Origin of the sequence: Halobellus ruber, assembly GCF_014212355.1 — an archaeon.
Lineage (GTDB): Archaea > Halobacteriota > Halobacteria > Halobacteriales > Haloferacaceae > Haloquadratum > Haloquadratum rubrum.
The window spans coordinates 318,557-343,833 of the sequence record NZ_JACKXD010000003.1; the positions used below are offsets into that span (position 1 = coordinate 318,557).

At 63.8% G+C, this 25,277-nt stretch carries 21 protein-coding genes; 14 read left to right on the forward strand and 7 right to left on the reverse strand.

Annotated elements, in window-relative coordinates:
* Positions 1-21 precede the first annotated feature (21 nt).
* Positions 22-1,908, forward strand: coding sequence for an asparagine synthase-related protein (locus tag H5V44_RS10025; protein WP_185192977.1), 1,887 nt, complete (start codon positions 22-24; stop codon positions 1,906-1,908).
* Between the two features lie 27 nt (positions 1,909-1,935).
* On the opposite strand, the gene asnB is transcribed toward H5V44_RS10025, so the two are convergent.
* Together asnB and H5V44_RS10035 are read right to left on the reverse strand one after the other, a co-directional pair.
* The gene (gene asnB / locus H5V44_RS10030; RefSeq protein ID WP_185192978.1) at positions 1,936-3,816 is read right to left on the reverse strand and encodes an asparagine synthase (glutamine-hydrolyzing); all 1,881 of its coding nucleotides are present in this window, start codon (positions 3,814-3,816) and stop codon (positions 1,936-1,938) included.
* Between the two features lie 66 nt (positions 3,817-3,882).
* Positions 3,883-5,367: a sulfatase-like hydrolase/transferase gene (locus H5V44_RS10035; protein ID WP_185192979.1), complete on the reverse strand. Its 1,485-nt coding sequence runs from the start codon at positions 5,365-5,367 to the stop codon at positions 3,883-3,885.
* 122 nt (positions 5,368-5,489) lie between these two features.
* Here H5V44_RS10035 and H5V44_RS18150 point away from each other — a divergent pair, with 122 nt between their 5' ends.
* On the forward strand, positions 5,490-5,651 hold the full coding sequence (locus H5V44_RS18150) for a lasso RiPP family leader peptide-containing protein (protein WP_185192980.1): 162 nt from the start codon (positions 5,490-5,492) through the stop codon (positions 5,649-5,651).
* A 39-nt stretch (positions 5,652-5,690) separates the two neighbouring features.
* Positions 5,691-5,834, forward strand: a complete 144-nt coding sequence (locus tag H5V44_RS10045; RefSeq protein ID WP_185192981.1) for a putative RiPP precursor — start codon at positions 5,691-5,693, stop codon at positions 5,832-5,834.
* Positions 5,835-5,945: 111 nt separating this feature from the next.
* Here the strand turns inward: H5V44_RS10045 and H5V44_RS10050 are convergent, their stop codons facing one another.
* On the reverse strand, positions 5,946-6,392 hold the full coding sequence (locus H5V44_RS10050) for a lasso peptide biosynthesis B2 protein (protein WP_185192982.1): 447 nt from the start codon (positions 6,390-6,392) through the stop codon (positions 5,946-5,948).
* A 160-nt stretch (positions 6,393-6,552) separates the two neighbouring features.
* Between H5V44_RS10050 and H5V44_RS10055 the strand changes: the two genes are divergently transcribed.
* Entirely contained in the window at positions 6,553-8,331 is a 1,779-nt protein-coding gene (locus H5V44_RS10055) for an ABC transporter ATP-binding protein (RefSeq protein ID WP_185192983.1), read from the forward strand.
* Positions 8,332-8,726: 395 nt separating this feature from the next.
* Positions 8,727-10,151, forward strand: a complete 1,425-nt coding sequence (locus H5V44_RS10060) for a hypothetical protein (RefSeq protein ID WP_185192984.1) — start codon at positions 8,727-8,729, stop codon at positions 10,149-10,151.
* Positions 10,152-10,646: 495 nt separating this feature from the next.
* Here the strand turns inward: H5V44_RS10060 and H5V44_RS10065 are convergent, their stop codons facing one another.
* Positions 10,647-11,864: a glycosyltransferase gene (locus tag H5V44_RS10065; protein ID WP_185192985.1), complete on the reverse strand. Its 1,218-nt coding sequence runs from the start codon at positions 11,862-11,864 to the stop codon at positions 10,647-10,649.
* A gap of 856 nt (positions 11,865-12,720) precedes the next feature.
* On the opposite strand from H5V44_RS10065, the gene H5V44_RS10070 reads away from it, so the two are divergent.
* Positions 12,721-13,776: a winged helix-turn-helix domain-containing protein gene (locus H5V44_RS10070; protein ID WP_185192986.1), complete on the forward strand. Its 1,056-nt coding sequence runs from the start codon at positions 12,721-12,723 to the stop codon at positions 13,774-13,776.
* Between the two features lie 260 nt (positions 13,777-14,036).
* On the opposite strand, the gene H5V44_RS10075 is transcribed toward H5V44_RS10070, so the two are convergent.
* On the reverse strand, positions 14,037-14,555 hold the full coding sequence (locus tag H5V44_RS10075; protein ID WP_185192987.1) for an NUDIX domain-containing protein: 519 nt from the start codon (positions 14,553-14,555) through the stop codon (positions 14,037-14,039).
* A 238-nt stretch (positions 14,556-14,793) separates the two neighbouring features.
* On the opposite strand from H5V44_RS10075, the gene H5V44_RS10080 reads away from it, so the two are divergent.
* Positions 14,794-15,078 carry a hypothetical protein gene (locus H5V44_RS10080; RefSeq protein ID WP_185192988.1) on the forward strand — a complete coding sequence of 95 codons (285 nt, stop codon included), beginning with the start codon at positions 14,794-14,796 and terminating at the stop codon, positions 15,076-15,078.
* Positions 15,079-15,443: 365 nt separating this feature from the next.
* Here H5V44_RS10080 and H5V44_RS10085 read toward each other — a convergent pair whose 3' ends face one another.
* Both H5V44_RS10085 and H5V44_RS10090 read right to left on the reverse strand, forming a co-directional pair.
* Positions 15,444-16,214, reverse strand: a complete 771-nt coding sequence (locus tag H5V44_RS10085) for a hypothetical protein (protein WP_185192989.1) — start codon at positions 16,212-16,214, stop codon at positions 15,444-15,446.
* A 156-nt stretch (positions 16,215-16,370) separates the two neighbouring features.
* On the reverse strand, positions 16,371-16,946 hold the full coding sequence (locus tag H5V44_RS10090; RefSeq protein ID WP_185193262.1) for a DUF7344 domain-containing protein: 576 nt from the start codon (positions 16,944-16,946) through the stop codon (positions 16,371-16,373).
* Between the two features lie 635 nt (positions 16,947-17,581).
* On the opposite strand from H5V44_RS10090, the gene H5V44_RS10095 reads away from it, so the two are divergent.
* The 7 genes from H5V44_RS10095 to H5V44_RS10125 all read left to right on the forward strand — a co-directional run bounded on the left by H5V44_RS10095 (position 17,582) and on the right by H5V44_RS10125 (position 25,268).
* Positions 17,582-18,103: a hypothetical protein gene (locus tag H5V44_RS10095; RefSeq protein WP_185192990.1), complete on the forward strand. Its 522-nt coding sequence runs from the start codon at positions 17,582-17,584 to the stop codon at positions 18,101-18,103.
* 95 nt (positions 18,104-18,198) lie between these two features.
* On the forward strand, positions 18,199-18,780 hold the full coding sequence (locus tag H5V44_RS10100) for a hypothetical protein (protein ID WP_185192991.1): 582 nt from the start codon (positions 18,199-18,201) through the stop codon (positions 18,778-18,780).
* A gap of 73 nt (positions 18,781-18,853) precedes the next feature.
* Positions 18,854-19,972: a DUF1102 domain-containing protein gene (locus tag H5V44_RS10105; protein ID WP_185192992.1), complete on the forward strand. Its 1,119-nt coding sequence runs from the start codon at positions 18,854-18,856 to the stop codon at positions 19,970-19,972.
* On the forward strand, positions 19,969-21,204 hold the full coding sequence (locus H5V44_RS10110; protein WP_185192993.1) for a LamG domain-containing protein: 1,236 nt from the start codon (positions 19,969-19,971) through the stop codon (positions 21,202-21,204). The genes H5V44_RS10105 and H5V44_RS10110 overlap by 4 nt, the downstream gene beginning before the upstream one ends.
* Positions 21,205-21,443: 239 nt before the next feature.
* Complete coding sequence (locus H5V44_RS10115) at positions 21,444-21,854, forward strand: hypothetical protein (RefSeq protein ID WP_343067711.1); 411 nt, start codon at positions 21,444-21,446, stop codon at positions 21,852-21,854.
* Positions 21,854-23,809 (forward strand): hypothetical protein, encoded by a 1,956-nt coding sequence (locus tag H5V44_RS10120; RefSeq protein ID WP_185192995.1) that lies wholly within the window; start codon positions 21,854-21,856, stop codon positions 23,807-23,809. Before H5V44_RS10115 ends, H5V44_RS10120 begins: the two co-directional genes overlap by 1 nt.
* A gap of 181 nt (positions 23,810-23,990) precedes the next feature.
* The gene (locus H5V44_RS10125) at positions 23,991-25,268 is read left to right on the forward strand and encodes a right-handed parallel beta-helix repeat-containing protein (RefSeq protein WP_185192996.1); all 1,278 of its coding nucleotides are present in this window, start codon (positions 23,991-23,993) and stop codon (positions 25,266-25,268) included.
* Positions 25,269-25,277 lie beyond the last annotated feature (9 nt).

Genomic DNA, 25,277 nt, shown 5'->3' on the forward strand with positions numbered 1-25,277 from the left:
CCCTGAGCCGCTCCCCACTCGATGAGCGGGTTCGTCGCGCTCTTCGACCGGACCGGCGCCGACGTCCGGGGCGACCGGGTCCGATCGATGCTCGACGCCATCGACCACCGGGGGCCCGACGGGAGTGGCACCTGGCGCGACGACGGCGTCGCCCTCGGCCACCAGCAGCTCCGATCCACCCCGCAGGCGCGCTACGACGACCAGCCGACCCGACACGCCGGCGTCGTCGTCGCCGGCGACGTTCGGATCGACAACCGCGACGAACTGCTGGACGCCCTCCCGATCGACGATCCCCCGGAGCAGGTCCCGGACAGTCGAGTCGTGGCGCACGCGTACCGCGAGTGGGGAACGGACTGCGTCTCCCACCTGATCGGCTCGTTCGCGTTCGCAGTCTGGGACGACTCGGCGTCCCGGCTGTTCCTCGCACGGGACCGCTTCGGGGTCAAGCCGCTGTACTACCACCTCGACGACGACGTGTTCGCTGCCGCCTCCGAGAAGAAGGCGCTGCTCGCCCTCCCGTCGGTGCCCGGAACGGTCGACGAACGCAAGATTGGCGACTTCCTGCTCGCGACGTACGAGGACAAAACGCGGTCGTTCTTCGAGTCGATCCGGCGGCTCCCGCCCGCCCACACGACGACGGTCGACGCCGACCGGACGGACACGCGCCGGTACTGGGACCTCGACCCCTCGCGGACGGTCACGCTCGGTTCCGACGCGGCGTACGAGCGCCGGTTCCGCGAACTCTTCGAACAGGCCGTCGAAAGCCGGCTGCGGTCGGACCCCGGAGGGCGTGTCGGAACCACGCTCAGCGGCGGGATGGACTCGTCGTCGATTGCGGTCGTCGCCCGCGACCTCCTGCCGGCGGACGTGCCGCTCGCCACCTTCTCGAACGTGTACGACGAGGCACCCTCAAGCGACGAACGCGAGTTCATCGAGTCGGTCACGCCCCGGGAGGGGATCGAGCCCCACTACGTGTTTCCGGAGGACACCGGCGTCGTGGTCGACGAGCCGACCTGGCGCACCCACCTCGACCAGCCGCCGCACAACACGATGCACTTTGCGGTCTGGGAGCGGACGAAACGCGCCGCCGACACCGGAATGACCGCCGTGCTCGACGGCGCGCTCGGCGACAGCGCCACCGGCTACGGACTCGGCCTGCTCCCGGAGCTCCTGAAGACCGGCCGGTGGCGGCACCTCTACCGCGAACTCGACGCGATGGCCGACGTCGTGGACGCGTCGAAGCGGCACCTGTTCGTCAGACACGTCGTGTCGGCGTTCGTCCCCGACCGGGTGACGCAGCTCCGCCGCCGGCTCCGCGGCGACCCCCTGCCGCTCGACGCCGAGAACCCCACGCTCGACCCGGGGTTCGTGGAGCGCGCCGGCCTCCGGGCCCGACACCGGGAGGACCGACGTCAAAACACGCTGCTCGCGCCGAGCGCGCGGAACCTCCAGCGCCAGTCGCTTCTGACCGGGCGGAACGCAACGAACTTTGAGGCGCTCGACCTGATCCACGCCGCCTTCGGGGTCGAGCCCCGGTATCCGTTCACGGACGTTCGGTTGGTGGAGTTCTCGCTCGCAATCCCGCCGACACAACAGTTCGCGGACGGCTACACCCGCTCGATCATCCGGCGTGCGCTCGCCGACCTGCTGCCTGAGACGGTTCAATGGCGCCCCTGGAAGACGCCGGTGAACGAGGCGTTCTGGAACGCGCTGGCGCGCGAACGGCGGTTGAGCGACATCGACGACCCCGACACCGCGCTCGCGGCGTATCTCGACCGCGATGCGCTCGCGGCGGCCCGCGACCGCTTCGAGGCCGATCCGACCTCCGTGGACGCCCGCGCGCTGTGGCGGGCGCTGTCACTGTCGGTCTGGCTCGACGAGTATCACCCGTCGGCGTCGGATCGCTGACGGATGTGTGCCGTCTCACAGGCGGACTCACTCGTCCGTCGCGTGGTCCGACAGCCACACCGAGAGCGCGATGGCCTTCCGCAGCGCGAGCGAGTCGGCGCCCCCCTCCGTGTCGGCGAACCGCTCGTACGACGCTTCGAGTGCCTCCACGTCCAGATACCGGGCAAGGGGTCCGGGCTCCCGTAGCAACTCCTGCAGCCGCCGGTCGTCGTTTCTGAGCGCGTTGTTGAACGCCTCGCCCGGCATCGCCTTCCACGGCCGCCACTGGATCTCGTCGGGCAACAGATCACCGAGCGACCGCCGAATGATCGACCGCGTCCACCCATCCGACAGCTGCTGGCCCGGGGGGATCGCGAGGCAGAACTCCGCCAGCCGCACGTCGGCGAACGGGTACCGCGGCTCGACGCCGAACGCCGCGGAGATCTGGTCGAGTGTCTCGAACGTCGCGGTGAGCCGCCCCGAGAGCAACGACTGCCGCTGTTGGTACCGGGCGCTCTGCTCGAAGAGGGAGACGGTCGGCTCCAGCGACCGGTACCGCTCCCGGAGGTCGTGCGCGCGGACGAAGTCGGGATCAAGCGTCGGGTTCATACGTTCGACGAGGATCGGTTCACCGCGAACACGTCGAGCGAGCCGCCTCGCCCACGTCGGCACCAGCGGCGCGACGGCGTTCCCGCGCAGCAACCGGCGTTCCGGCGTCCCGACCACCTGGCTCAGCGCCGACAGCTCCCGGTGGAGCCGCAGCCACCGCCCGGTCTTCAGAAGTTCCGGCAGGTACGCGAGGCCGTGACTGACCGTCTCGTCCCCCAGTTCCCCCTTCAGCTGCACCCGCACGCCGACATCGCTGACGCGCTTTGCGCGCTCCCACTTCCCGAAATGCGTCGTGTCGTGTGGGGGGTGATCCAGGTACTGTCGGACGTCGTCGGCGTCGACCACGATGCCGACATCGTCCAGGAAGATGTACTCCGAGGTGATGCCGTCCCGCCGGGCGACCGTCTCAATGAACTCGCGCTCGTCGCTCGACGGAGCCTCGTCGTACACATCGGAGAACGTGTAGAGCGGCTCCGACTCCGGGAGCAACGCCCGCGCCGTCACCGCGATCGACGAGGAGTCCAGTCCACCGCTGAGGTCGGCGCCGACCGGCCTGTCGGCGGTCGACCGGAGACGGCGCTCGACCGCTCGCTCGAAGAGTTCGCGGAACCGACGCTCGTACGCCGCGTCCGACTCCAGGGTCTCGGTGCGCGTCACGTCCAGATCCCAGTACCGCCGGCGCCGCTCCTCGTCGTCTCCAACGACCATCGCGTGTGCGGGCGGGAGCCGCCGGAGCGACTCGAAGTAGCTGGTGGTCTGCGCCTCGAACCGGTGGAGCAGGAAGTCGCCGACCGCGACGTCCGAGACGTCGGTCGACACCCCCGGGATCGTCAGGAGGGCCTTCGGCGCGGACGCGACCGCGAACACGTCGTCGTCGAGGTGGTAGTACAGCGGCTTGACGCCGAAGTGATCGCGCGCACAGAAGACCGTCCCCGCGTCGGCGTCCCAGACGACGAACGCGAACGCGCCGCACAGCCGGTCCACGCAGTCCTCGCCCCACTCTTGATACGCCGCGAGCAGGAGCCAGCTGTCGGGGACGCGCTCCGGCTGCTCCGTGATCGACAGCGCCTCCACCAGTTCGGGCCGGTTGTCGAGCCGGGCGTCCGCCGCGAGGACGACCCCCGCCTCGTGTTCGGGCTGGTTCGCGAACGCCGCTTCGGGCGTCGTTCGGAGCTGTTGGTGGCCGATTCCGACGTGGCCGTCGGCCCACTCGCCGCGTCCGTCGGGCCCTCGGTGGTCGATCGCGTCAAGCGCCGCGGGCAGCGCCGCCGAGGCGAGCCCGCCCCCGTCGCGATCGAACACGCAGACGATGCCGCTCACCCGTGGACCCTCACGACGCATCACGCCCGGCCGGGCGCCCCGACGTCCGGACCGATCGGGTCGGTGTCATCGGTACCCGAGGTTCTCGAGCCGGGCCCGTACCTCGGCTGGCTGTTCCTCGTCCGCTGTTCGCCACGCCACGTCGTCGCCCTCCGCCTTCGGCGAGCGCCGCACCCACGCCGCAACCTCGGGGGGCGGCGGCGGCGTCTCGCGGTCCGGGCGGACGGTCCGGTGATCCGCCGCGTACTCGTACGAGGTTGCGGCGACCGTATCGTCGTCCCAACCGCACTCGTACACGTCGACGTACTCGTCGTAGATACAGGCGACCTTCCGCACGGTGTGGTTGTCCACCAGTTCGGCGTCGAACTCCTCGCGGGCGAGCAACTGCACCTCGATCGTCGGCCCGTCGACACACGTGATGACGGCGCCGCCCGGACCGCGGCTGTACGCGTTGACCGCGTCGACGAACGCCGCCGTGTCGGCGATCTTGCCCGCAACAACGTCGGTCAGCGCCCGGCCGAGGCCGGCGATCGAGACCGGCGCGTCGACCCTTCGGTCGCTCCGGTCCCACTCCGTCGGCGGATCGACGATCAGCGGAACGTGTATGCCGTTGGGGTGCAGCGACAGGCCGTGGCCGGCGACCCCGTCGGTGCCGAACAGTTGCCCGTGGTCGCCCACCACAACGACGAGCGAGTCCTCGAATACGGACGGCTGGTCGTCGCGCCACCGCTCGACGAGCCGGTCGGCCTCCCGGGAGAACTCCCGGTAGATCTCCGCTTCGGCCTCGAAGGCGCCCGCCCAGTCCCCGAAGACGGCGCGAACGTCCTCCGGCAGCGGGTCGTCGGTGAACAAGTAAAACAGGTTGCTCGGGAGGTTCCGGAGCGCCGCCTCCTCCTCGGGTGACCGCGACGACTCCTGTCCCGGTGGTGCCCCGTAGTAGGGGTTGTGTGGGTCCAGCAGGTTCATCACCGTCAGGACGGGCTCCGTTTGCTCCGCGAGGTACGACTCCAGGTGCGAGATGACTCGCCGCCCGTGGTGTGGATACGTCGGCTCCGTGTCCGAAAACCGGCGATACGCCGCGTACCCCGTGTTGACCAGGTTTCGCAGGCGGTGCGGCTGTGCAAGTATCGTCCGCAGGAGCGAAAGGCCCGCACTCGCGCTCAGTTCGTCGACGTGGTTGACTGGGACGAACTCCGAGCGGAGCAGTTTCGTGCCGATGTAGTCGTTGGAGTCGTCGACGCACTCGCCGAACCCGGTCGCCGAACTGAACTGGGGATTCTCGCTGAACAACGCCGTCGCGTAGCCGTTCTCCCGTGCGGTCGTCGTCAGCGCCGCCTGCCGTCCAGTCATCCGACGTTCGACGCGTGTGACGCCGTGGTCGATCGGGTCCTGGCCGGCGAACAGGGAGGCGTGGGCCGGCAGCGTCCACGCGCCCGAGGAGTAACACCGCGACCACTGGAGCGGCAGGGAACGGAGGAACGGTGTCACTGCGTCGGAGGCTGTCGACTCCCGGAGGCAGTCGAGCGTGAGAACCTGCACTGACGGGGGCATCTGGTCTGTCTTCCGGTGAACCGGTTACGTAATTAAACGTTTCCACCGATCGAGGGTTCGAACGGTAGATGTTACTGGGTTAATATTATATGTCTCGGTTTTGTACGTGTATGTGAGTTGGAATGACAAAAGAGTACCAAACTCCGGAAGTGACCGAGTACGGCCCCGTATCGACAGTCACCGAGGGCAGCGGCACCAACAAGGTCGGAAGCGGAAGCGACGAGTTCAGTAGCGGTACATCGCTGACCGGATCGGTCGGGACTGGTAGCAACATTGGCCCATAGCCGCCGTTCGCACGAACAACCACCAAGGAAGACACGACAATGACAAAGGAGTACGACACCCCAGAAGTGACCGAGTACGGCCCGGTCGCGACGATCACCGAGGCTGGAATCACAAACAAGAAAGGCAGCTCGACCGACGAGTACTCGAAACAGACCGGACTCACCGGATCGGATATTCCATAACAGTCCGGACTGTCATAGTAGCGTTTGCAACTGGTTGCACATCCGATCGCACGCCGTCGTGCGATCGAGTGAGCGAAGACTTGCAAACGCTACTATACCCGCAACTACAGATTATAACCGCTCGACAGCGTCAAGCGACGGCAGCGGGTCGAACCGGCTTAGATCGTCGAGGTCGCCCAGGATAATGTCCCCATCCAGTTCGAGCCAACTGTGGGCCTGGAGTCCCCCGTTGTCCTCCTTGGCCACGCCGATCCTGTGTTCCGGGGCGTAGCCGTACGCCCGGAGCAGGGCCTCGGCCGCGAGCGAACGTGTGAGACACTTGCGGCCTCCCGGCAGGCCGCGGTCCGCCGCCCCGACCGCGGACACGACCCGTGCGTGCTTCGGATCCCCGCGACGCCCCCGCCCGACCTGCCGGCCGCCCCACAGGAGCGCCCGCCGGACGCGAACGAACGAGACCAGACGAAGGATCACTGGCAGCGACGCGAGCAGCGCCGCCGCCGCCAGGACTCGGAGCTGATCGCCGGCCGGGAGTGCGAGCAAGCTTCTGACTCGACCCATTCAGTCTGTCCCTTCTGCCCGAACCAAACTAAATCTGTCCCGCGGGACGCCGGGTCCCGCGTCTGTACGACCCCGGCTTCCGACCTCACCGTTCCCGAAGGCATTTGTCCCAGTCCGACCAATCGGGTCCAACGACGGACTTGTCGGGCATACTGAATCTATGACGGCCACGACACGCGAGAAACTCGGGGCGGTCCGTGAGGTCATCCAGTTCCGCCCCGGGCTGGAAGCCGTGATCGTTGTGCTGAGTCTCGGGACCGCGTTGCTGGAGGGTGTTGGCGTGGGATTCATTCTCCCGATCGTCGAGGTGGCCCAGTCGTCGGGGTCGCTCTCCGAGGCCGACGGAATTCTCCGGGTTTTCGTGCGCGCGTACTCCGTGCTCGGCGTCCCGTTCACGCTCGAAACGCTCATCATTGGGATCGCAGGCGTAATGACCGTTCGGTTCGGGTTGAGCTTCCTCACCGCGTGGCTGCGGGCGATCCTCGGATTCGAGTATCAACGGGAGCTCCGCCAGCAGCTCTACGAGGCGCTGTTGTACGGTCCGGTGGAGTACATCGATCGGAGCGGGTCCGACGACCTGCTCAACAGCATCATCACCGAGACGGTGATGGCGGCCAGCGTGGTCACGTCGATGGTTCGGATCGCGAACATCACGCTTCGCGGGCTGATCTACCTGGGGATCGCAACGTACCTGTCGCCGCGGCTGACCGCCGTCGCCGTGGTGACGCTCGGACTCAGCACGGGGCTGGTCCGGTACGTCATCGAACCCGCCTACGACGTCGGCGAGGAGATTGCGAGCGTGAACGACACCGTCCAAACTATCGCGCAGGCGGGGATCCAGGGCATCCACGACGTCCGGCTGTTCAACCGCGAGTCGCGGTTCGCCGACCGAATGCGGTCGGCGCTCGACAAGCGGGTCTCGGTCGGCGCGCGGATGAAGCGGAACGAGGCCGCGCTCGGGAACGTCAACCAACTACTGAACGCGCTCGTCATCTTCGGGCTGGTGTACGCCGCCTTCCGGTTCACCCCGCTGTCGCTCGCGGAGATCAGCGTCTTCCTGTTCGCCGTGTTTCGGCTCTCCCCGGTCATAAACCAGATCAATACCGCCGTGTACACGCTGGACGGCCAACTGCCGCATCTGATCCGGATTCGGTCGAAGGTGCAGGAACTGGACGAACTCCGTAGCGCCGCCGAAACCGGATCGGAGCCGGTGTCGTCCGTGGAGCGGGTCGCGTTCGACGACGTTTCCTTCGCGTACGACGACGATCAGGTACTCGATGGCGTCTCCTTCGAGGTCGCGCGCGGCGAGAAGATCGCGTTCGTCGGGCCCTCGGGTGCCGGCAAGTCGACGATCGTTTCGCTGCTCGGCCGGCTACGCTCGCCCGACGCCGGCCGCATCCGCGCGGACGGGACGCCCATCGACGCGTTCGACGTCGAACAGTGGCGCGAGCGCGTCGCGGTCGTCCGCCAGGACCCCTTCCTGTTCGACGACACCCTCGAAGCGAACGTCAAAGTCGGCAACCAGGACGCCTCGCGCCGAGATGTCGAGTGGGCCTGCAGGATCGCACGCGTCACGGAGTTCCTCCCGGAACTTCCCGACGGGTACGAGACCGAACTCGGCGAGAACGGCGTCCGGCTCTCCGGCGGCCAGCGGCAGCGCGTCGCCATCGCGCGCGCCGTCCTCAAGGACGCCGATGTGCTGGTGCTCGACGAGGCGACGAGCGACCTGGACTCGAACATCGAACAGGAGGTGTACCGCGGCCTCCGTGATCTGGAGGGACAGCGCGCGACGATCGCCATCGCACACGACCTCTCGACGGTCAGCGACGCCGACCGCATCTACACGCTCGTCGATGGGTCGATCACCGAAGTCGGGACCCACAGCCAACTGCTCGAACGCGATGGGACCTATGCCGACCTGTACGCCACGCAGACGTAACCTCGCAGCCGGACGCAGCGTTCACCCGCACCGTCCCCAGACGAACTGTGGACCCACAAGGAGTGTCTGTGCGACAGGCCAGCGCCTCGTCGCCGCGTACAGTGTGGGGGTTACCGTGTCGGTGTCAGCCGAGCACCCAACGACTGCGTGCCGTCACCGGTCGACTGTGATACTGCTCTCTCGTGGGGACCAACACCGGTAACTCACGAAGCTTTATTTTTAGTAATACACTAACACGATTCATAGTGACACCGTTTCGAGAAATACATACTTCGCTACGAGCTTCCGAGCATCTCCGGTTCGTTTCTGTGTCTCTCGTCTGCTCAGCGGTCATCAGCCTCGTATACGTACTGACACACCCGTTCCCGTCGGGTCTGGGGGGGTTGTACCTGCAGATGGCCGAGGCTATTTCGTCACAGAGTGGCGTTTTACCCGTCCGGATTGATGGGTATACCACGAACGGGATACCGTTTGCGTATCCACCGCTGGCGTTCTACCTGATCGAGTTCCTGGCGTGGATCGGAATCGATAGGGTACAAGTCCTCCGGGTCGGCGCCCCCTCACTCGTGTTGTTGTTCGTCGCGATGATGTACTATTTCACGTACACTATGTTTGGGAGCTACAGAAGTGCGGCGGTTGCCGGCATCGTCGTCGGGACACACGTACACTTCGTCCGATGGCTGATCGGTGGTGTTGGCTTCGTCCGTGGACTCGGGTTCGTTTTCGCGCTCCTCGGACTAACCGGCGGATACCTCTGCTTTCGACAGGCGATCACCGTACGAAACCTCTCGATTGCGATCGTCGGGTGGGGTCTTGCCGTACTCACACACCCCGTCTACGCGGCTGTCGCCGGTATCGGGGTGTTTAGTGCGTGGCTCCTCTGGGATCGCTCCGCGCGCGGGTTCGGGTACGGGGCCGCAATCGCCGCGGCCGGACTCGCCGTAGCCAGTCCGTGGTGGGGGACGGTGATTTCCAGGCACGGAGTCGAGGTGTTCGTCACCGGAGCCAGTGCCCACAGTTCGTTTACCAGCAACGTTTCGGATGTCGTTGGCCTTTCGAGAAGTTTCTGGATATCGGGGAACATTCTGGATTGGCCTCGTGTTATGACCCTCATCGGCGGTGTCGTCCTGGCTGTGCGCGGGGACTGGCGTCACGTGCTGTGGTTGCTCATCCCTATCGCGATGCTCGTCCCGCCTCACCCGCGGCTCTGGCTGATCGCCATCGCCCCGCTTTCGGCGATCGGGGTCGTAACGACTGCTGAACTGATCGCCACCACCACCGGCGATATCAGAGGTTCCCCGCTTCCGTCGTTCGTAACCAACAACAGCCAACGGGTCATCGTGATCGGAATCGTGGCGCTGCTCGTCATTCCGTTCGTCGCGGGCAACGCGCTGGCTGCGAGCCAACTGCCGGTACACATCGACGACGACGATCAACGAGCGATGACGTGGATGAACGAGGAGACGGACCCCGACGCTGGCGCGGTTGCTATCGGAATCACGAACGAGTGGTTGCCGTACCTCTCCGACCGCACCTCCGTGGTCACCCCGTACGGGACTGAGTGGGTGGATCCGGGGGTATGGGACCGGCATCTGGTCGTGCAGAATCAACTAGTCCAGTGCCCCACCGCGTCGTGCATCGACTCCGTTCTCGAGGACAGCGGGTTCGCCGAGGACACCGACTACGTGTACATCCAGACAGAGGGGACCTACGCCGTCTCGCCGACGACCAACGCCACCCTCGCAGAAAGTCCCCGGTTCGATGCCGTATACGCCAACAGCGGCGCGGTCGTCTACGAGTACCGGCCCACATCGGCCTGATTCGTCCTCCGGGAGACCTTCGGAGCATCATCCCGACACCTGAGTTCGACGACGTCCGTCGACGCATCGGCTACGAACCGGTCCTCGGCGGGACCATCCTGTACCGACCTGTGGGAGGCAGACGTTCTACCGCACTATACCCGATATGCCACTCGGACACGCGCGATACGGAGTTGACCGGCCAGCGCGTCGTGGTTACGGGCGGACCCCATCACCTCGTATCTCGCTGATCGGCTGCGTGTGGATCACGACATCACCGTCACGGGGAAGCCGCAACCGCCGCTGCTCTGCCCCGCCGACGTTTAGAGGTGTCAGAAATTATGTGTTTACGAACGATCGGGGCCGTTGGAGTGGATGATCCCATACTAACGTAGATCCCGCGTCCCGACGGGGTCTCCATACGCTGTGTACCTCGGAAGCCCACGCCCCCGGCTGGTGTGACACCTAACAGTTGCGTTCGCCGGACTCCCCCCGACACCCGGCGCCGACCTGAACTCACTCCCGGTCGGCGACCGAACTCATAAAGAAGGCGTTGAAGATCGTCTGTGCGCCGAGGACGATGGCGGTGAACGCGATCACGTCGCCGACGACCATCGGCAGCTGCTGGAACCCGGTCGCCGCCCACTGGACCACCAGCCACACGGCATACACCGCGCCGGCCGTGAAGATGAGCAACCCGATGGTCGACATTCGTTCGAGGTTCATGTGCTCCACGACCGCGGTCGTAACCGGGTCGGTCGGCCGCTGGATCGGATCGCTGGTGATCGTGGCGAACACGCCCATCGCCGCGACCTGATACGCGAGCAGGGTGAACATCGAACCCGCGATCGCCGAGTGGATGCCGAGTCTGACGCCGGCGACCGAGACGCCGCTGAGTGCTGCGAGCATCACCGCGATACCGAGCAGGCCCAGTACCGCGCCCGGAACGGAAAAGAGGTAGTTCGGCGCGTTCAACAGCATAAACCGGACGTGTCGCCACCCGTCCTGGAAGCTTTCGAGCGTCGCCTCGCCCTCGCGTTCGTGGTACGTGATCGGGATCTCCTTGATCGTGAGGTCCCGCGTTCCGGCGACCATGATCATCTCCGAGGCGAACTCCATCCCGGTGGTCTCCAAGTCGAGTTCCTCGAGCATACTCGCGCGGAAGGCTCTGAACCCCGAGTGGGCGTCGCTGACGCCCGCGCCGTAGAAGACGTTCAGGAACTTCGTGAGAAGCGGGTTCCCCACGTACTCGTGGAGCGGGGGCATCGCGCCGTCCTTGATCTCCCCCTCGAGCCGACTCCCCATCACCATATCCGCCTCGCCGTTGACGACCGGATCGAGCAACTCCGGGAACTGCTGGAAGTCGTACGTCGTGTCGGCGTCGCCGATGATGATGTAGTCGCCGCGGCAGTGCCGGAACGCGTACCGATACGCGTACCCGTACCCGGGTTCGTCGGGTTCGACCACGATCGCCCCCGCCTCGCGGGCGATCTCCGGGGTTCGGTCGGTCGAGTCGTCGCTGATGACGACCTCCGTCCGGTAGCCCGACTCCCGGACGGCGTTCTTGACGTAGTCGATACACGTTTCCACCCCCTGTTCCTCGTTCATCGTCGGCATCACGACGCTGACAAGCGGGTCGGCGTCGCTATCCGGCCCGAGGAGCAGGTCGGACCCCTCGTCCGACAGGTGTGCACTCGTTGACAGTTGTTTGCTGGTTGATGTTGTGGAGACCATAATGTGTGACGCTACTCGTGGTCCGGTGGTGTGCCGTCCATCACGGAGAGGACTCCCGCTCGATGGACGGCCCTACGTCACCGTCCACGCCTACAGTATCGGGTGTCTCACTCTCCCAAATCTGATGTCCCCTGCAGTATCCCACCACGGTTATCAGATGATGTTATTCCGGTTACAAAAATATTTCTCTACGAACGGAACCGAACACCGGGAATCTTACTGATTTATCACACACAATAAAACAATAATACGGATGAACGCCGTATAGAGGTTCCGGTACGAACGTACCACAACTGGGGTATCATTCCCGAATATATACCAATCTATACAATCCATATTCTCTGTATGTTCTCAGGAGTGAATCCGTCACAGAAGGATGAACGGGTCCGAGGACGGCGACAGGATGCCGGCCTCCCGTCGTGCCACGCCGACGCGAGTCCGACATCACACATCGACGAAGTACGGTTCGCAGACCCGGCGGACGGCCTCCGGAAGTCGACTCGCGGCTCCCACCCCGTCGTCTCCTGATCGTCGGGATGGCCGCGCAGGTGTTGTGGCGGAGAGTCGCAGCGGTCGGCCCCGCGGACTCCTCTGCACCCGTCCCACCGGTGGCACTCCGCCCGGAACGGTAGCCCCGTCCGGCACACGTGGGAGCTCCGCTACGGAGCACGCCGGCTACCGTGACAGATGTTCTCGTACGATTCGTACTGTTGGCTATAGTCACCACCGATCCCGTTATTGTTATAGATATTGTGTCTGTGAGGCAGATCCTAGATGTAGCTAAGGTTAATAGTTAAGACGATCAAAGTATATACCGGTAGTATATCAGTCGGATGCGCGCCACGCCACAGAAATCATGACTGAAACCGAAACCGATTCGCCCGGCCCGAGATCGATCCGCCAGCGCCGCATTCTCGACCTCGCGGCGGAGAATCCGAACGCGTCCTTCGCCGACCTCGCCGAGCGGGTCCCGAGTGCGACCCCGGAACTCGCCGAACGGGTTCTCAACGAGTACGGTGATCCGGGTGACGGAGCGTCTGATGACCCGCCATCGTCCGACCCGGCGGAGGGTCAGCCAGCAGAGGAGTCCCCGGAATCGGAGGAACCAACGGTCGACACCGACCCGGAGGGAGAGGCGAGTGTGGACGGACCGGTGGACGACGAACCTCCGGAGGGGGAGGCGAGTGTGGACGAACCGGTGGACGACGAACCCCCGGAGGACGACGCGGAACCCGAGTCTTCCGGCGAGACACCGGAACCCACCGGCCCCGACTCGGCGACACCGCCGCCGGACGAGTTCGACATCGACGCACTCTCCCGACAGGAGCGGGAGACGCTCCTCGCGATCCGGGCGGATCCGTCGGCGACGCAGCGTGAGATCGCGGAGGTGCTCGGCGTTTCCCGGGCCACTGTGAGTAACCGGATCCGCGGGATCGACGGACTGGAGTGGGACGATCGGCAGGGCTTCGTCCGCAACGTGTTTGACGAACTGGACGACGCCGAACTGTCGGGGGAGCACACGGGGGATGGCCTCCCCGGAGCGAGTCCGGCCGGCCCGGCCGCCGACGCGTCGCCGTCGGCCGACGAGCGGGGGCTGATCACGGACGGCACCTCCTCGGCCGTGTCGAGCCGCGGGACCGATACCGACGATCGGTCACAGCCGACGGTAGGGGGTTCGGCGTCCGCCGACGCGATCCTCGACCGCTTGAACGAGGTGTCCGAGCGGGTGGCGGCCGTTGAGGATCGACTCGACGAGGTGGCCGACGCCTCCGGGACTTCCGGCGGGTCGTCGACGCCGGAGTCGGTGTTCGAGGACCCGGAGCTCGTTCACAAGATCGTTCGCGCGTGCGTGACCGACGACGCCGTCTCCGAGGAAGAGGAGCTCCGGATCATCCGGGAACTCGTAACCTGATACCTCGGTGGCGGGGAGCTCCTCCGGCTACGTAACTGTCTCCCCTCCGGAATGTGTGGCTACAACAGCAGTGTCAGCGTGTTCTGACGGGTGGCAAGACACAGGATCCGCTGCGTGCGTATGTCTGAGGGCCGACGCTACAGATTGCTCACGGGGTATTGAACAGATCGGTTGGGAACGCCTCCGCGCAGGATCCCACCACACGCCTTCGGGGCACCGACAGGACTCTCGCACAGACGTCACGGGTAGCCTAGCGGTTCTTACTCGGTATGCACTGCGTTCCGCAGGATCGGTTCGTAACCGGGTTCGATCTCTTCGTTCGCATCGGACAGCTCCGAGAGGTTCCAGAATCGTGCCTCTGCCGCGTCCGACCCCGCGGTCACCGTGCCATCCGTCGCTGCCGCGGTTGTCCTGTAAATGATGACGAGAACGTATCGCCCGTCGTCGTGCTTCACGAGGTTCGTATCGAACAATGACAAGTCCTCCGGCGAGACCGATAGACCCGTCTCTTCGGCTAACTCCCGGACTGCTGCGTCCGCGGGACACTCGTCGATTTCAAGAAACCCCGCAGGCAGACTCCAAGACCCGACCGCTGGCGGGTTCGTCCGTTTCACAAGCAGTACGTCCGATCGATCAGTGACAATAGCTCCGGCACACGGCTTCGCGTTCCGGTACCGTGGGCGCTCGCAGTTGACACAGTACGCTCGCCTCCGTTCTGCTATCTCCCGTATTTCGAGCTCAGATCCACAAGTGGAGCAGTAGTTCGGGAACGGTGTCATCGGTCGATCCGTCGCGACGTATGATGATGTATCCGCGGGTTTCCTGCTACGGTCGTACCGAGCGGCGCCTGCGGTTGTTTCGGTGTGTTTACCATCCCGTTCGAAACGTCGGACAAACGCTGAGGAGTACCTCCAACCGAAACCCTGCGCCGATGTGCTGGGGTTTTCGACTGCCTGATCCCGAGGTTCACCACAAGCGTCGCGGCAACTTTTCCACCCGGCACCGGAATCACGCGGTATGCACCCGGTCGAGCATTTCGTCGTGGCGCTTCTCCCCCTGCTGGCGTACGTTCTGCTCCGGGACGGACAGCCGCCGGCCCCGACAGTCCCTCCGGACCTTTGTTGGCCGATCACGGGGCTGGTCGTCCCGTCCGGTCCCGACGGGATCAACGTCCGACCCTTAACGCCGTTTTCGGCCGTCGTCTCAACCCTCCTGACCGACGTCGTGGTCGCAGAGATTCGGGACCACGTCGGCCCCGATCCCGCTCAACGGGATCTTGCGGGTGGTGTCTGGTTCCGCTGAAACCGATCTGTGCGTGTCTGAAGACGCCTCCCGCCGACTCTCTACACCTGTATCAGATCGTCGTATAGTAGCGTTTCCAAGGCTTCGCTCACTCGCACGCCGTCGTGCGCTCGGCTGTGCAACCGGGTGCAAACGGTGCTACGACACACGCTGGAACCCGAGGACGGCTCCAACGGGTACGGATCGCGGGTTGAACCGGCTCGTGGTTCCGGATCGGAACTACAGCAAACGGATGGCAGTGGCACGTGGGAACCCGATTGAACCGGTCGAGAGCGCCGCGGAGTGCTCATACTGTCGGCTATCGTCACGTGATGGATTTACACCCCGGGGTGTGGAAGGTCTTCACGTGGTTGTAGCCGACAGTATCAGGTACAACTGGGCGGGCTATCGGACGGGTCACCGCGCCCACCAGTAGACCCGTCGAGGCCGCAGTCGTCCGGGTTCCACTCCGGGTGGATGTAAGTCGTGTCATCGAGAGTGACACCGACGATCTTGTCACTGTCGTCGGCGTCGGACACCTGGTTTCTGAGCGTCGTACTCGCATCGACATCCTCGTTCGTGATGTCAGTGACCGAGGTCGCGTTTTCCCCGAGGAGGTGGACATCGACGGACACGGTCCCTTCGGCGCCGAGGACCTCCGCGTCCCCGGTTCCGGAGAACTCCACCTTCAGTTCCTCGCGTGCGATCGTGAACCGTCGCGTCTCCGTATCGCCGAACAGCTGTGCTGTGACGCCAGTCCCTTGGACGGTGACTGTGATTTCGACCTCGACGCTCTCGCCGTGATCGAGACCCTCGACCTCGCCCGTGATCTCCGCTCGTTCCCCAGGTTCGAACGAGGAGTCGTCGTACGATACGTCGGTCAGCTTGTCTGCACTGTCGCCGATCTCGACGTTGACGATGGATATCGGCCGACTGAAGCGGTTCGTGATCGTAACCAGATGAACGGTCCCGTCGTTGCGCAGATCCGCCGGGATCGTCTTGTCCGCCTCCTCGTACCCGACGTATGCCTTCTCGTCGTCGACGACATTCACCGCCACGTCGCGCTCGGCGCTGGCGCTGCTGAACGCGCCGGTGCCGACGCTCAGCGCCCCCGAACTCCCCCCGCCGAGCAGCAGGATGAAGTGCCGTCGTTTCATCTCGGTCGAACTCCCCCGAACCCGTTCCGCACTGTCAGGCTATATGTTGTGGGCCCATATGGTTATGCCCCGTTGGAATCACCGTATTGCACTGCTTGAAGACCGTACGGGAGGGCTTGAACCGGTGTGTGAGCTGTCCGACGCGACCGAGCCGGGTCACTGGAGTTCAGGCGGCTCCTCGGGTTCGCCGACCTTCATCTCGGCGGTGTAGTACTTGTGTACGACCGCCGAGAAGGTGAACGCAACGGCGGCCGCGAGCATCCACGCCACGTCCGGGAGAAGCGCGAACGGCCACGCGCCGACCCACACCGCGCCGGTGAGCACCACGGCCACCCCCGAGAGACCCAGGTAGTAGCTGCTCCAGGGGATCTCCTTCCCCTCGACGACGTCCATATACAGGTCGACGTCCTCCACAGCCGGCGTGGGCTCGATGACGCCGCGGTTCTTGTTGAACTCCACGACGCCCGCGCGGTCCATCTTCGGCAGGTGTGACTGCTGGAGCGCGGTGTAGACCCGTTTGCGCTCGCTGCCGGTGAGCTCCGCGGTGTCGATGTCGTTCTCCCACGCGGCGATCTGCTCGGCCATATCGCCGATCTCCATCGTCTCCGACTCGTGTTTCAGCAGATGCACCGCGAATCGCCGCCGCTGGTTCGAGAGCAAGTCGAACAGCTCGTCCTCCGATAGTTCTGTCGCCGGTTTGCTACCCCCATCCACCTGCTGTGCCGACGCCATTTCCGTCATATTAATTTGTGTCAATAACAATAAATTCTGCGGCTGTTGCCGTTATTTGGAATATTAAATTTGATAACTGTGCTTTCTGTCGGCGCTCGCGCTAAGGATAAGACGTTCTGTACTGAAAAAGCCGCTGTTGCTACCGCCGCTACCATTCCCACATATAGAAACGAGTCGATAACGCGCCTGTCGTCGCTGGAGCGGCTGGGTCCGACGACGCTTCGATCCGGGTGATCCGCGACGAGGCCGGTGAACTTCGGGCTGGTGGTCGGCGCTGTCGCGGTTTAATCAGGGAATAAACACCTGTGCGTGGATTCAGGCCAAAGTTAAGCCTCGGGTGGGTGGATTCAGGCCGAGGCAGAACCCGCGCGGGTGATCTTCAAACTCTCCCGGAAATGTTTCTGGCGAATCATTATGATATGGGTACATACCAATGGGAGAAGTGAAGCGATCCGGGGTGACGCGGGATGTCTCGCGTCGGCTGTGGGTCGTGTGCGGTAAACGAGGTAAGACCAACTATGGCAAACCGACGGAAGTTCATCGCCGGTCTGGGCGCATTGGTTTCAGGTAGCGCAGCTGCAGTGGGTACGGGTGCGTTCACGAGTGTGAGTGCCAGTCGGAGTGTCGCAGTCACCGTGGCGGACGACTCCGACGCGCTGCTCAGGATTATTCCTGACGAACGCAGTGGCTCGCAGACTCCGAACGCGCAGGAATACGTCGACACCTCCGGTGGAACGGTCAGCCTCGACATCACCGGTACCGACTCCGGCGCGACGGGGATCAACGACAACGCCACGACAATCATCGACGACATACTCACCATCGAGAACCAGGGCACGCAGGGCGTGTACGTCGGCTACACTCACCCAGCGAGCCCGAACGGAAACTTCGCGCTCTTTCACGAGGATCAGGACTTCCGCGGGCCTGGTGGCGGGAGCAATTACGATGCCAGCGCCGGGAACTACAACAACGACGGCCAGCTGAACATCGACACTGCCCCCGACGCCGATGGCGACGGAAATCCGGACCTCGTCTTCCTTGGTCCAGGTGATAAGCTGGAGCACATCGGCGTGTTCTTCTTCGGCAGCCCCGACGCTAGCGCGATCAGCGCCGACCCGATCACGTTTGAGGCTGCTGCTAGCTTCGACGACCTATAATATACTGTTGGCTATAACTACGTGAAAATTTTCGACACCCCGAGGTGTCGAAATCCTTCACGTGACTATAGCCGACAGTATAACAGTACTTGACAATGAACCGACGAAGTTTCCTCGCCACTGTTGGCACGGCGGCGGCAGGCGTCTCGGCAGCGGTAGGTACCGGTGCGTTCACCAGCGTGAGCGCCGACCGAAGCATCAGCGTCCAGGTCGCCGATGACGCCGACGCGTTCCTCGCGATGGAGCCCTCGTCCGGCCCGAACGGCGACTACGCGAGCAGTAACGATGGCGAACTTGTCGTGCAACTCGATGGAAGCGACGAGACACCACCCGGTGACGGCGTGAACGACGACGCCGTGACGGAGCTGTTCGACGTGTTCCGAATCCGAAATCAGGGGACACAGACGATATACCTCTACATCACAGACTCGTCACCACAGGTCACGTTCAAACTGGGCAGGGTATCTCGCGGGAATCCCATTAAAGATAATCCTGTCTCACGCTTGACCCCGAATGAAGTGGTGACGGTCGAAGGAATCGACAACGCCGTACAGGTTGGCGTCGGTCTCGAAGTAAAAATCCATCTGGTCGTCGATACGACCGGCGACTCGACACCTGAATCACTGTTAGACGAGGTGACGATTCAGGCACAGGCGCAAAAACCCAGTTCATTCTGAGTTATGAACTGGTGCCCACGCTGGCGTACGGCGGTTCGATTCCGCCGGTGGGTCTTCGCAGCGACGATCAAATATGAACCGACGAACGTTCCTCGCCACGCTCGGCGCGGCGACGGCAGGCACCTCGGCAGCAGTGGGCACCGGCGCGTTCACCAGCGTGAGCGCCGACCGAAGCATCAGCGTCCAGGTCGCCGATGACGCCGACGCGTTCCTCCGCATCGGGCCGTGCACCGACGACAGCGGGAATCAAACCCCGAACTCGGCCTACGCACAGTTCGATGGGGGGACGTTCACCCTGGATCTCACCGGCGCAAACAGCAACGACCCGCCGGCGGGAAGCGGCGTCAACGCCAATGCCGTCTCTCGGTTCGACGACGTCTTCGAGATTCGGAACCAGGGCACGCAGCCGATCGGGGCGTGGTTGGAGACCGCCGACCCCGCAACGACGCCGGACGGCGACCCGAAGATCGAGTTCTACCGCGACGGCGACCCGGGCAGCGACATCGTCGCCGAGGGGAACAGCCTGAACGCGAAGTGCCTCGACGTCGGTGAGCGGCTCTGTATCGGGTTCAGGATCCGGACCGAAAGCGACGACGAAGACGAGACCGACCTGTTCGACACCGGGACGCTTCCGGGGTCGAACGGGGAGGAGTTGGTCGTCAACGGCGATGTGGATGTCGCCTGTGGTGCGCCCGGTGGGAGCGGCGGAGCGACCGCTCCCGATCCAACGCGTCTGGACACCGGCGAGCAGGATTGGACGGTCATCGCGCTCCCGCCGGAGGCGAGAGCCGAAGCCCCGGCGGAGCCTCCATACGAGGCGTTCACCGTCGATCCGCCGGACGTGTGGGCAACCTCTGGGGAAGCAGAGTGGATCGATCCCTTCGACGACGGCGGTCGGGAGGACGACCCCGCAGACGAGAGCGTCCCCTTCGTGTACGAACTGAACTTCGAGACGACCGGCGAACGAACACTGACGATAGAGGAGTACGGCTCCGACAATCCCGTCGAGTTCTTCCTCGACGGATCGAACATCGGCGGAAGCAACGGCAAAAACGCGTTCAAATCGCTACGGTCGAACGTTCCAGCTCAGGATATCGACGCCGGAGAGCACACACTCCGTGCCGAGGTGCTCAACAACCCCGGTGCGGATGGTAATCCGACAGGTCTACTAGTCGCAGCGAGGCTCGAATGAACCGACGAAAATTCATCGCCACGATCGGCACGGCGGCGGCAGGCGCCTCGGCGACAGTCGGCACGGGTGCGTTCACGAGTGTGAGCGCCGACCGCAGCGTCAGCGTCCAAGTTGCTGACGACGCCGACGCGTTCCTGGCGATGACGCCGTCGAACGGGCCCAACGGCGAGTTTGCCGAGACGACCGGCGACGGAACGATCGCCCTGGCTCTCACCGACACCGACGCGGGTGGAAGCGGTCTCGGCACGGACTCCGTTTACGAGTTCGACGACGTGTTCCGGATCACCAACCAGGGCACCCAGCCGGTCTACGCCTGGGCCACCTTTGCGGGCGCGAGCGGGGACTTCACTCCCAACGGAACGAACACCGACATCTACCTGTACCCGAACGGTGACTCTGACGACCAGCTCCAGGACAGCGACGAGGACGTGCTCTACCTCGGGGTCGGGCAGTCGGCACAGATCGGAGTCTACGTTGATACCACAGACGTAACCACCGATCAGGACCTGACGATGACGGTCAATGCCGACGTCGAGAACCCGGCGAGCGGGGCCACCGTCGGCGGTGGCGGCACCACGATCCCCGGCCCGACGAACGGCCTAGTGAGTTACTGGCCGCTCGACAGTGTTGGCGACGGGACCGCCGAGGATATCGTGGGAACCAACGACGGGGCGCTGAACGGCGGCGTGTCAGCCGTCTCCGGGGAGGTAGATGGTGCAGCGGCCTTCGACGGGAGCGACGACTACGTGAACGTCCCGGACGACCCGAGTTTGGACCTCACCGGGGCGCTTACGCTGGCCGCGTGGGTGAAACCGTCGAGCGATCAGGACAACTACGCTCGAATCCTCTCGCGCGAGCAGAGCGGTGCAGGAAACCGGCAGTACAACCTCGGCGTCGATGCGGACGCCACCGACCCGCGGACAGTCGTCGACACAGCAGGAGCCAACGGCGTAGAAGTGTCGGCGACGGTCACGTTCACCGATGACAGCTGGCACCACGCCGCGCTCACGTTCGACACGTCGGACGCGGTTCGGCTGTACATCGACGGCACGGAGGAAGACTCCACACCGGTGAACGCCCCGCTGGTGAGCCGATCGTCAACAGTGAAGTTCGGCGCGCCAGCCCATCTGCCGGGTAAAGACTTCTTCACTGGCCGGATCGACGACGTTCGGATCTACGACCGGGCTCTCTCAGCCACGGAGGTGAGCGATCTCTACGGCGACACGAACTGATCCGACGGCGTCACTCCAGTGTCGGACGCGGGTCAGGTGACTGACGCGACATCACAGCGTCCCACGCTGGCGTACGGCGGTTCGACTCCGCCGGTGGGCTTCGCCTGAAAGGGCACATAATACATATGAACCGAAGACAGGTCCTGGCGGCGATAGGAGCACTCAGCGGTGGGGGCGCAGTCGTCACCGGTACGGGTGCATTCACCAGTGTAGAGGCGAATCGAGATGTCGCAGTCCAAGTGGCCGACGACACGGACGCTTTCCTGCGTATGGCAGCCGCGGGCGAGGGCAACGACGAGTACATCACGACCAACGGCGGCGAACTCGGAATCGATCTGACGAGCAGCAATCCGACTAATGCGGGCGGTCAGGGCGTTAATGCCAACGCGACGACAGTCATCGCAGACCTGTTCGAAATTCAAAATCAGGGGACTCAGGAAATCGACGTTGAGGTGACGCCGCTGGCATTTGTCGACAGTGGCAGTGGAGACACGCTGATTGTGCTCGTCGTCCCGCAGACGAACTTCCCGTCGGTGACGCTCGGCGTCGGCGACACCGAGACGTATAGCCTGCTAGTCGACTCCTTCCCCGGCGGGGGGAATCTGGAGATTAGCGATACCATCACCGTGACTGGGGAGGCAACGAACTGATGACGCTCACGATCACCGACTTCGTCGAGCAAGTCGACGGGGTGACCATCGAGGACATCCCGCCGCAAACGCGACAGCGAATCAACGACGGCCTCGCCGGGCTCACCAGTGGGACGGACGGCGGTGACGGCACTGCCGGCCCGATCAATGAGGACGCAATTCTCGTCAGTAAGAGCCTCGACGGTCGCGCCGGATTCACCAGTATTCAGGACGCGATCGACGGGAACAATCGGCAGAACGGCGCGTCCGACTCCGGTGCTGACGCGGGCGATACGATCTTCGTCGAGTCAGGACGGTACGACGAGACGGTGACCGCCGGCTTGGAGGACCTGACGATTAGAGCCGTCAACTCGGGTGCACCGCTGGTCACAGGACAGGTCATCGCGACCGGTACCGGAGTGACGATCGACGGGCTCAGGGTTTCGCCGCCGGACCCCGGCGACACGCAGGGCGCAGACGAGGCGATCCGGGTCGCCGGCGGTGCCGACGACGTCACTATCGTGGACAACGTGGTTGAGGACTTTGCACGAAACACCGGGACGGAGTTCACCGGCGTCGACGGAATCAACGTCTTCGGCGGCAGCGGCGACGATGAAATAAAGAACGCCACTGTCAAGAACAATCTGGTACAGCGGCTACAGAACACGGGGGGGCCAGAAGCCGAGTTCCCCGGCGGCGCCGCCGGCATCAGCATCCAGGGGAACGTCACGAACCCGACCGTCGAAGGGAACTTCGTCAGGGATATCGGACAGGAGGTCACGAACTTCGGGTTCGGCATCGTCGTCCGTGGCACCGGGAACCCTACCGAGGAGACCCCGACCGGCGTTACGATCAGGAACAACGGTATCAGGAACGTCCTTTCGGACCCCGAGAGCCCGACCGTCGGCGTTGGTGTCGGTCTCGAAGCTGGTGACGCGGATGACGTGACGTTCTTCAGCAATAGTATCAGAAACGCGACGTTCCTGCTCGAGGACAAGACGGCGACGATCGACCTGCGCAGTTTTGCCAACGACAATCAGCTCAACCGGGGGGCACTTCTCGAAAACGGAGACTTCGAGGGCGTTCCTGGCGGTGCCCCAGTGCGAAACGTCATCTTCGACAGTATCCAGCTCGCGCTCGACTTCGTCCCTGCTGTGTCAACAGAAGACACGGAAATGTCAACTGACGATATGGATAGTCCATTTGCAGACGTACCAATAGTCGAAGTTATAGACGGAGCGTCTGCGTACGATCCGGTCACGATAGACAAGTCCCTGATCCTCGAGTCGTTTGACGACAGACCGACGATCGACGCGAGCGGGTCGAATCCTGGAATCGCCATCGAAGCGTCGTTCACGGTGGTCGATGGATTCGAGATTACCGGGGATAATAGCACCGTCGCGGGAATCTCGGTCCGGACCAGCAAGGGGGCGACCAATGATGTCGTCATTGTAGATAACGTTATCAGGAATATCACCGGTGCCGGCGGCGGTGGCGATGTCGGCGTGAGCTTCGGGATTCTCTCGTTCGGCGACCAGCGGCTGACGAGGCTGTTCGTTGGAGGAAACGTCGTCGAGAACATCGGTCGGACGAACGCCCCCGATGTCGACGGGCAGGACGGCGTCCCTGGATTCGGGATGCAACTCGAGGAGATTGGCCCGCCGACCGGGGACAGCGCCGGCCCTCCTTTCGGCGCGATTGTCGACGGCAACACCGTGCGGAATATGCGCGGCACTGCGACCGACAGCGGCAGCAACAAAATCACGAACTACGGGATCGGGATCCAGCCGCTCGACGACAACAGCGTGCCGGGCGATGATTTCCCGGCTGCTGCAGAGGTGGTGGATAACACCATCCAGAACGCCGCGGTCGGGATCGTCGGCGGCGACACGGCATTCCCATCAGATGCATACGAGGAGAATAATACGTTCACCAGTGTGAACGATAACATCAGAGGTTTGTCAAATCTATCTTAACGAGGCCCGTTTGGAACCTGACACACTGAACAGGGACGAATCGCGATGCGAAACGGCCTGACACTCAAACGAGACGCCCCACGATGGTACACACGACCACCGGATGTAGGTGGTGGCCACGTTCACTCCGTGGCGCGGCGGTTCGACTCCGCCGGTGGGCCTGCGGAACACACACGCACATATGCCCCTGACGATCGCCGACTTCTTCGAACAGGTGGACGGACTCTCCATCGAGGACGCACCGCCCGAACTGCGCGCCCGGATCGACGAGGAACTCGCGGACCTGACGAACGGGATCACGGGGCCGCAGGGCGAACCGAGCACGGGACCTTCGCCGGGGGATCCCGATGTCGTCGTGGTGGATAAAGAGGGCGGGGGTGATTTCACCAGTATACAAGACGCGGTCGACGACCCCGATACGGAACCCGGCAACACCATCCTCATCAGGCCCGGAACGTACGCCACGGGTGACGAAGTCGAAGTTACCGACCCCGGAGAACTTCGGTTGGTCGGGTCCGGCAGCGGGAGCGACCCGGCCTCAAACACGGTACTCGAAGGGCAACTCAAGGTCTTAGTCGAGGAGGCCGCTGGCAACGGCGTCACGATGCGAGACCTCCGAATAGAGGGTGTCGATGACGACGGCGCCGCGATCGATGCTACCGCCGCGTTCGGTGGGAGTGCGCTGCGCGAGATCGGCGTCGAGAACGTCACGTTTGTGAACAACGACTTCGAGGGATTGGACATCCAGGACCCGGCCGAAGACCTCGCGGTGCGGGACTGCCTGATCGAAAATAACGGTGACAACGGTATCGAGGGGGAGGACATCACGAACGCAGTCGTCTCGGACTGTACGATCAAAAACAACGACGGGGAGGCGATCGATTTCAATGCTGTCGACTCGCTCGTAATCGACGGATGTACGATCCGTAATAATGACGATGGCGTCGAGTTCGACGGCGACGCAGTGGATCTCACCGTGACCGACTCGACGATTGCCAGCAACGATAGCGACGGGGTCTTCGGTAACAACGTGAACAATGGGACGATACGGAACTGCCTGATCGAAGACAACGATACCGAAGGGATCGACATCGACGGCGGCAATAACCTCACCATCGAGCAGTGTACGGTTCGGAATAACGGCGGAAACGGGATCGAATTCGACTTCACCGACGTCGGGAATCTCACGATCACCGAGTCGGTGGTAGACAACAGCGGTGACTCGGGAGTCTTCTTCGACGACGGTGAGGTCACCGACTCCACCATCGAGCGAAGCAACATCACGAACAGCGGGGATTTCGGCGTGGAGATTGGGTCTGGCGCCACTGTAACCAGTCTGTCGGTCGTCGACTCGTATCTCGACGGAAACACGGACGGCGGCGTCGAGAGTGGAAGTAGTATCACGACGACTGGACTGCGGTCGAAGTTGGTGTCCGGAGCGGGGGAGAACGGCAGTTGAGCAGTATGA

Excerpts from the sequence above, each read along its gene's own strand:
- H5V44_RS10085 (WP_185192989.1), bottom strand. The coding sequence starts at position 16,214 with ATGAAACGACGGCACTTCATCCTGCTGCTCGGCGGGGGGAGTTCGGGG.
- H5V44_RS10125 (WP_185192996.1), top strand. The coding sequence starts at position 23,991 with ATGCCCCTGACGATCGCCGACTTCTTCGAACAGGTGGACGGACTCTCC.
- H5V44_RS10100 (WP_185192991.1), top strand. The coding sequence starts at position 18,199 with ATGAACCGACGAAGTTTCCTCGCCACTGTTGGCACGGCGGCGGCAGGC.
- H5V44_RS10075 (WP_185192987.1), bottom strand. The coding sequence starts at position 14,555 with ATGACACCGTTCCCGAACTACTGCTCCACTTGTGGATCTGAGCTCGAA.
- H5V44_RS10055 (WP_185192983.1), top strand. The coding sequence starts at position 6,553 with ATGACGGCCACGACACGCGAGAAACTCGGGGCGGTCCGTGAGGTCATC.
- H5V44_RS10060 (WP_185192984.1), top strand. The coding sequence starts at position 8,727 with ATGGCCGAGGCTATTTCGTCACAGAGTGGCGTTTTACCCGTCCGGATT.
- H5V44_RS10025 (WP_185192977.1), top strand. The coding sequence starts at position 22 with ATGAGCGGGTTCGTCGCGCTCTTCGACCGGACCGGCGCCGACGTCCGG.
- H5V44_RS10110 (WP_185192993.1), top strand. The coding sequence starts at position 19,969 with ATGAACCGACGAAAATTCATCGCCACGATCGGCACGGCGGCGGCAGGC.
- H5V44_RS10105 (WP_185192992.1), top strand. The coding sequence starts at position 18,854 with ATGAACCGACGAACGTTCCTCGCCACGCTCGGCGCGGCGACGGCAGGC.
- H5V44_RS10070 (WP_185192986.1), top strand. The coding sequence starts at position 12,721 with ATGACTGAAACCGAAACCGATTCGCCCGGCCCGAGATCGATCCGCCAG.
- H5V44_RS10120 (WP_185192995.1), top strand. The coding sequence starts at position 21,854 with ATGACGCTCACGATCACCGACTTCGTCGAGCAAGTCGACGGGGTGACC.
- H5V44_RS10080 (WP_185192988.1), top strand. The coding sequence starts at position 14,794 with ATGCACCCGGTCGAGCATTTCGTCGTGGCGCTTCTCCCCCTGCTGGCG.
- H5V44_RS10045 (WP_185192981.1), top strand. The coding sequence starts at position 5,691 with ATGACAAAGGAGTACGACACCCCAGAAGTGACCGAGTACGGCCCGGTC.
- H5V44_RS10065 (WP_185192985.1), bottom strand. The coding sequence starts at position 11,864 with ATGGTCTCCACAACATCAACCAGCAAACAACTGTCAACGAGTGCACAC.
- H5V44_RS10035 (WP_185192979.1), bottom strand. The coding sequence starts at position 5,367 with ATGCCCCCGTCAGTGCAGGTTCTCACGCTCGACTGCCTCCGGGAGTCG.
- H5V44_RS10090 (WP_185193262.1), bottom strand. The coding sequence starts at position 16,946 with ATGGCGTCGGCACAGCAGGTGGATGGGGGTAGCAAACCGGCGACAGAA.
- H5V44_RS18150 (WP_185192980.1), top strand. The coding sequence starts at position 5,490 with ATGACAAAAGAGTACCAAACTCCGGAAGTGACCGAGTACGGCCCCGTA.
- H5V44_RS10050 (WP_185192982.1), bottom strand. The coding sequence starts at position 6,392 with ATGGGTCGAGTCAGAAGCTTGCTCGCACTCCCGGCCGGCGATCAGCTC.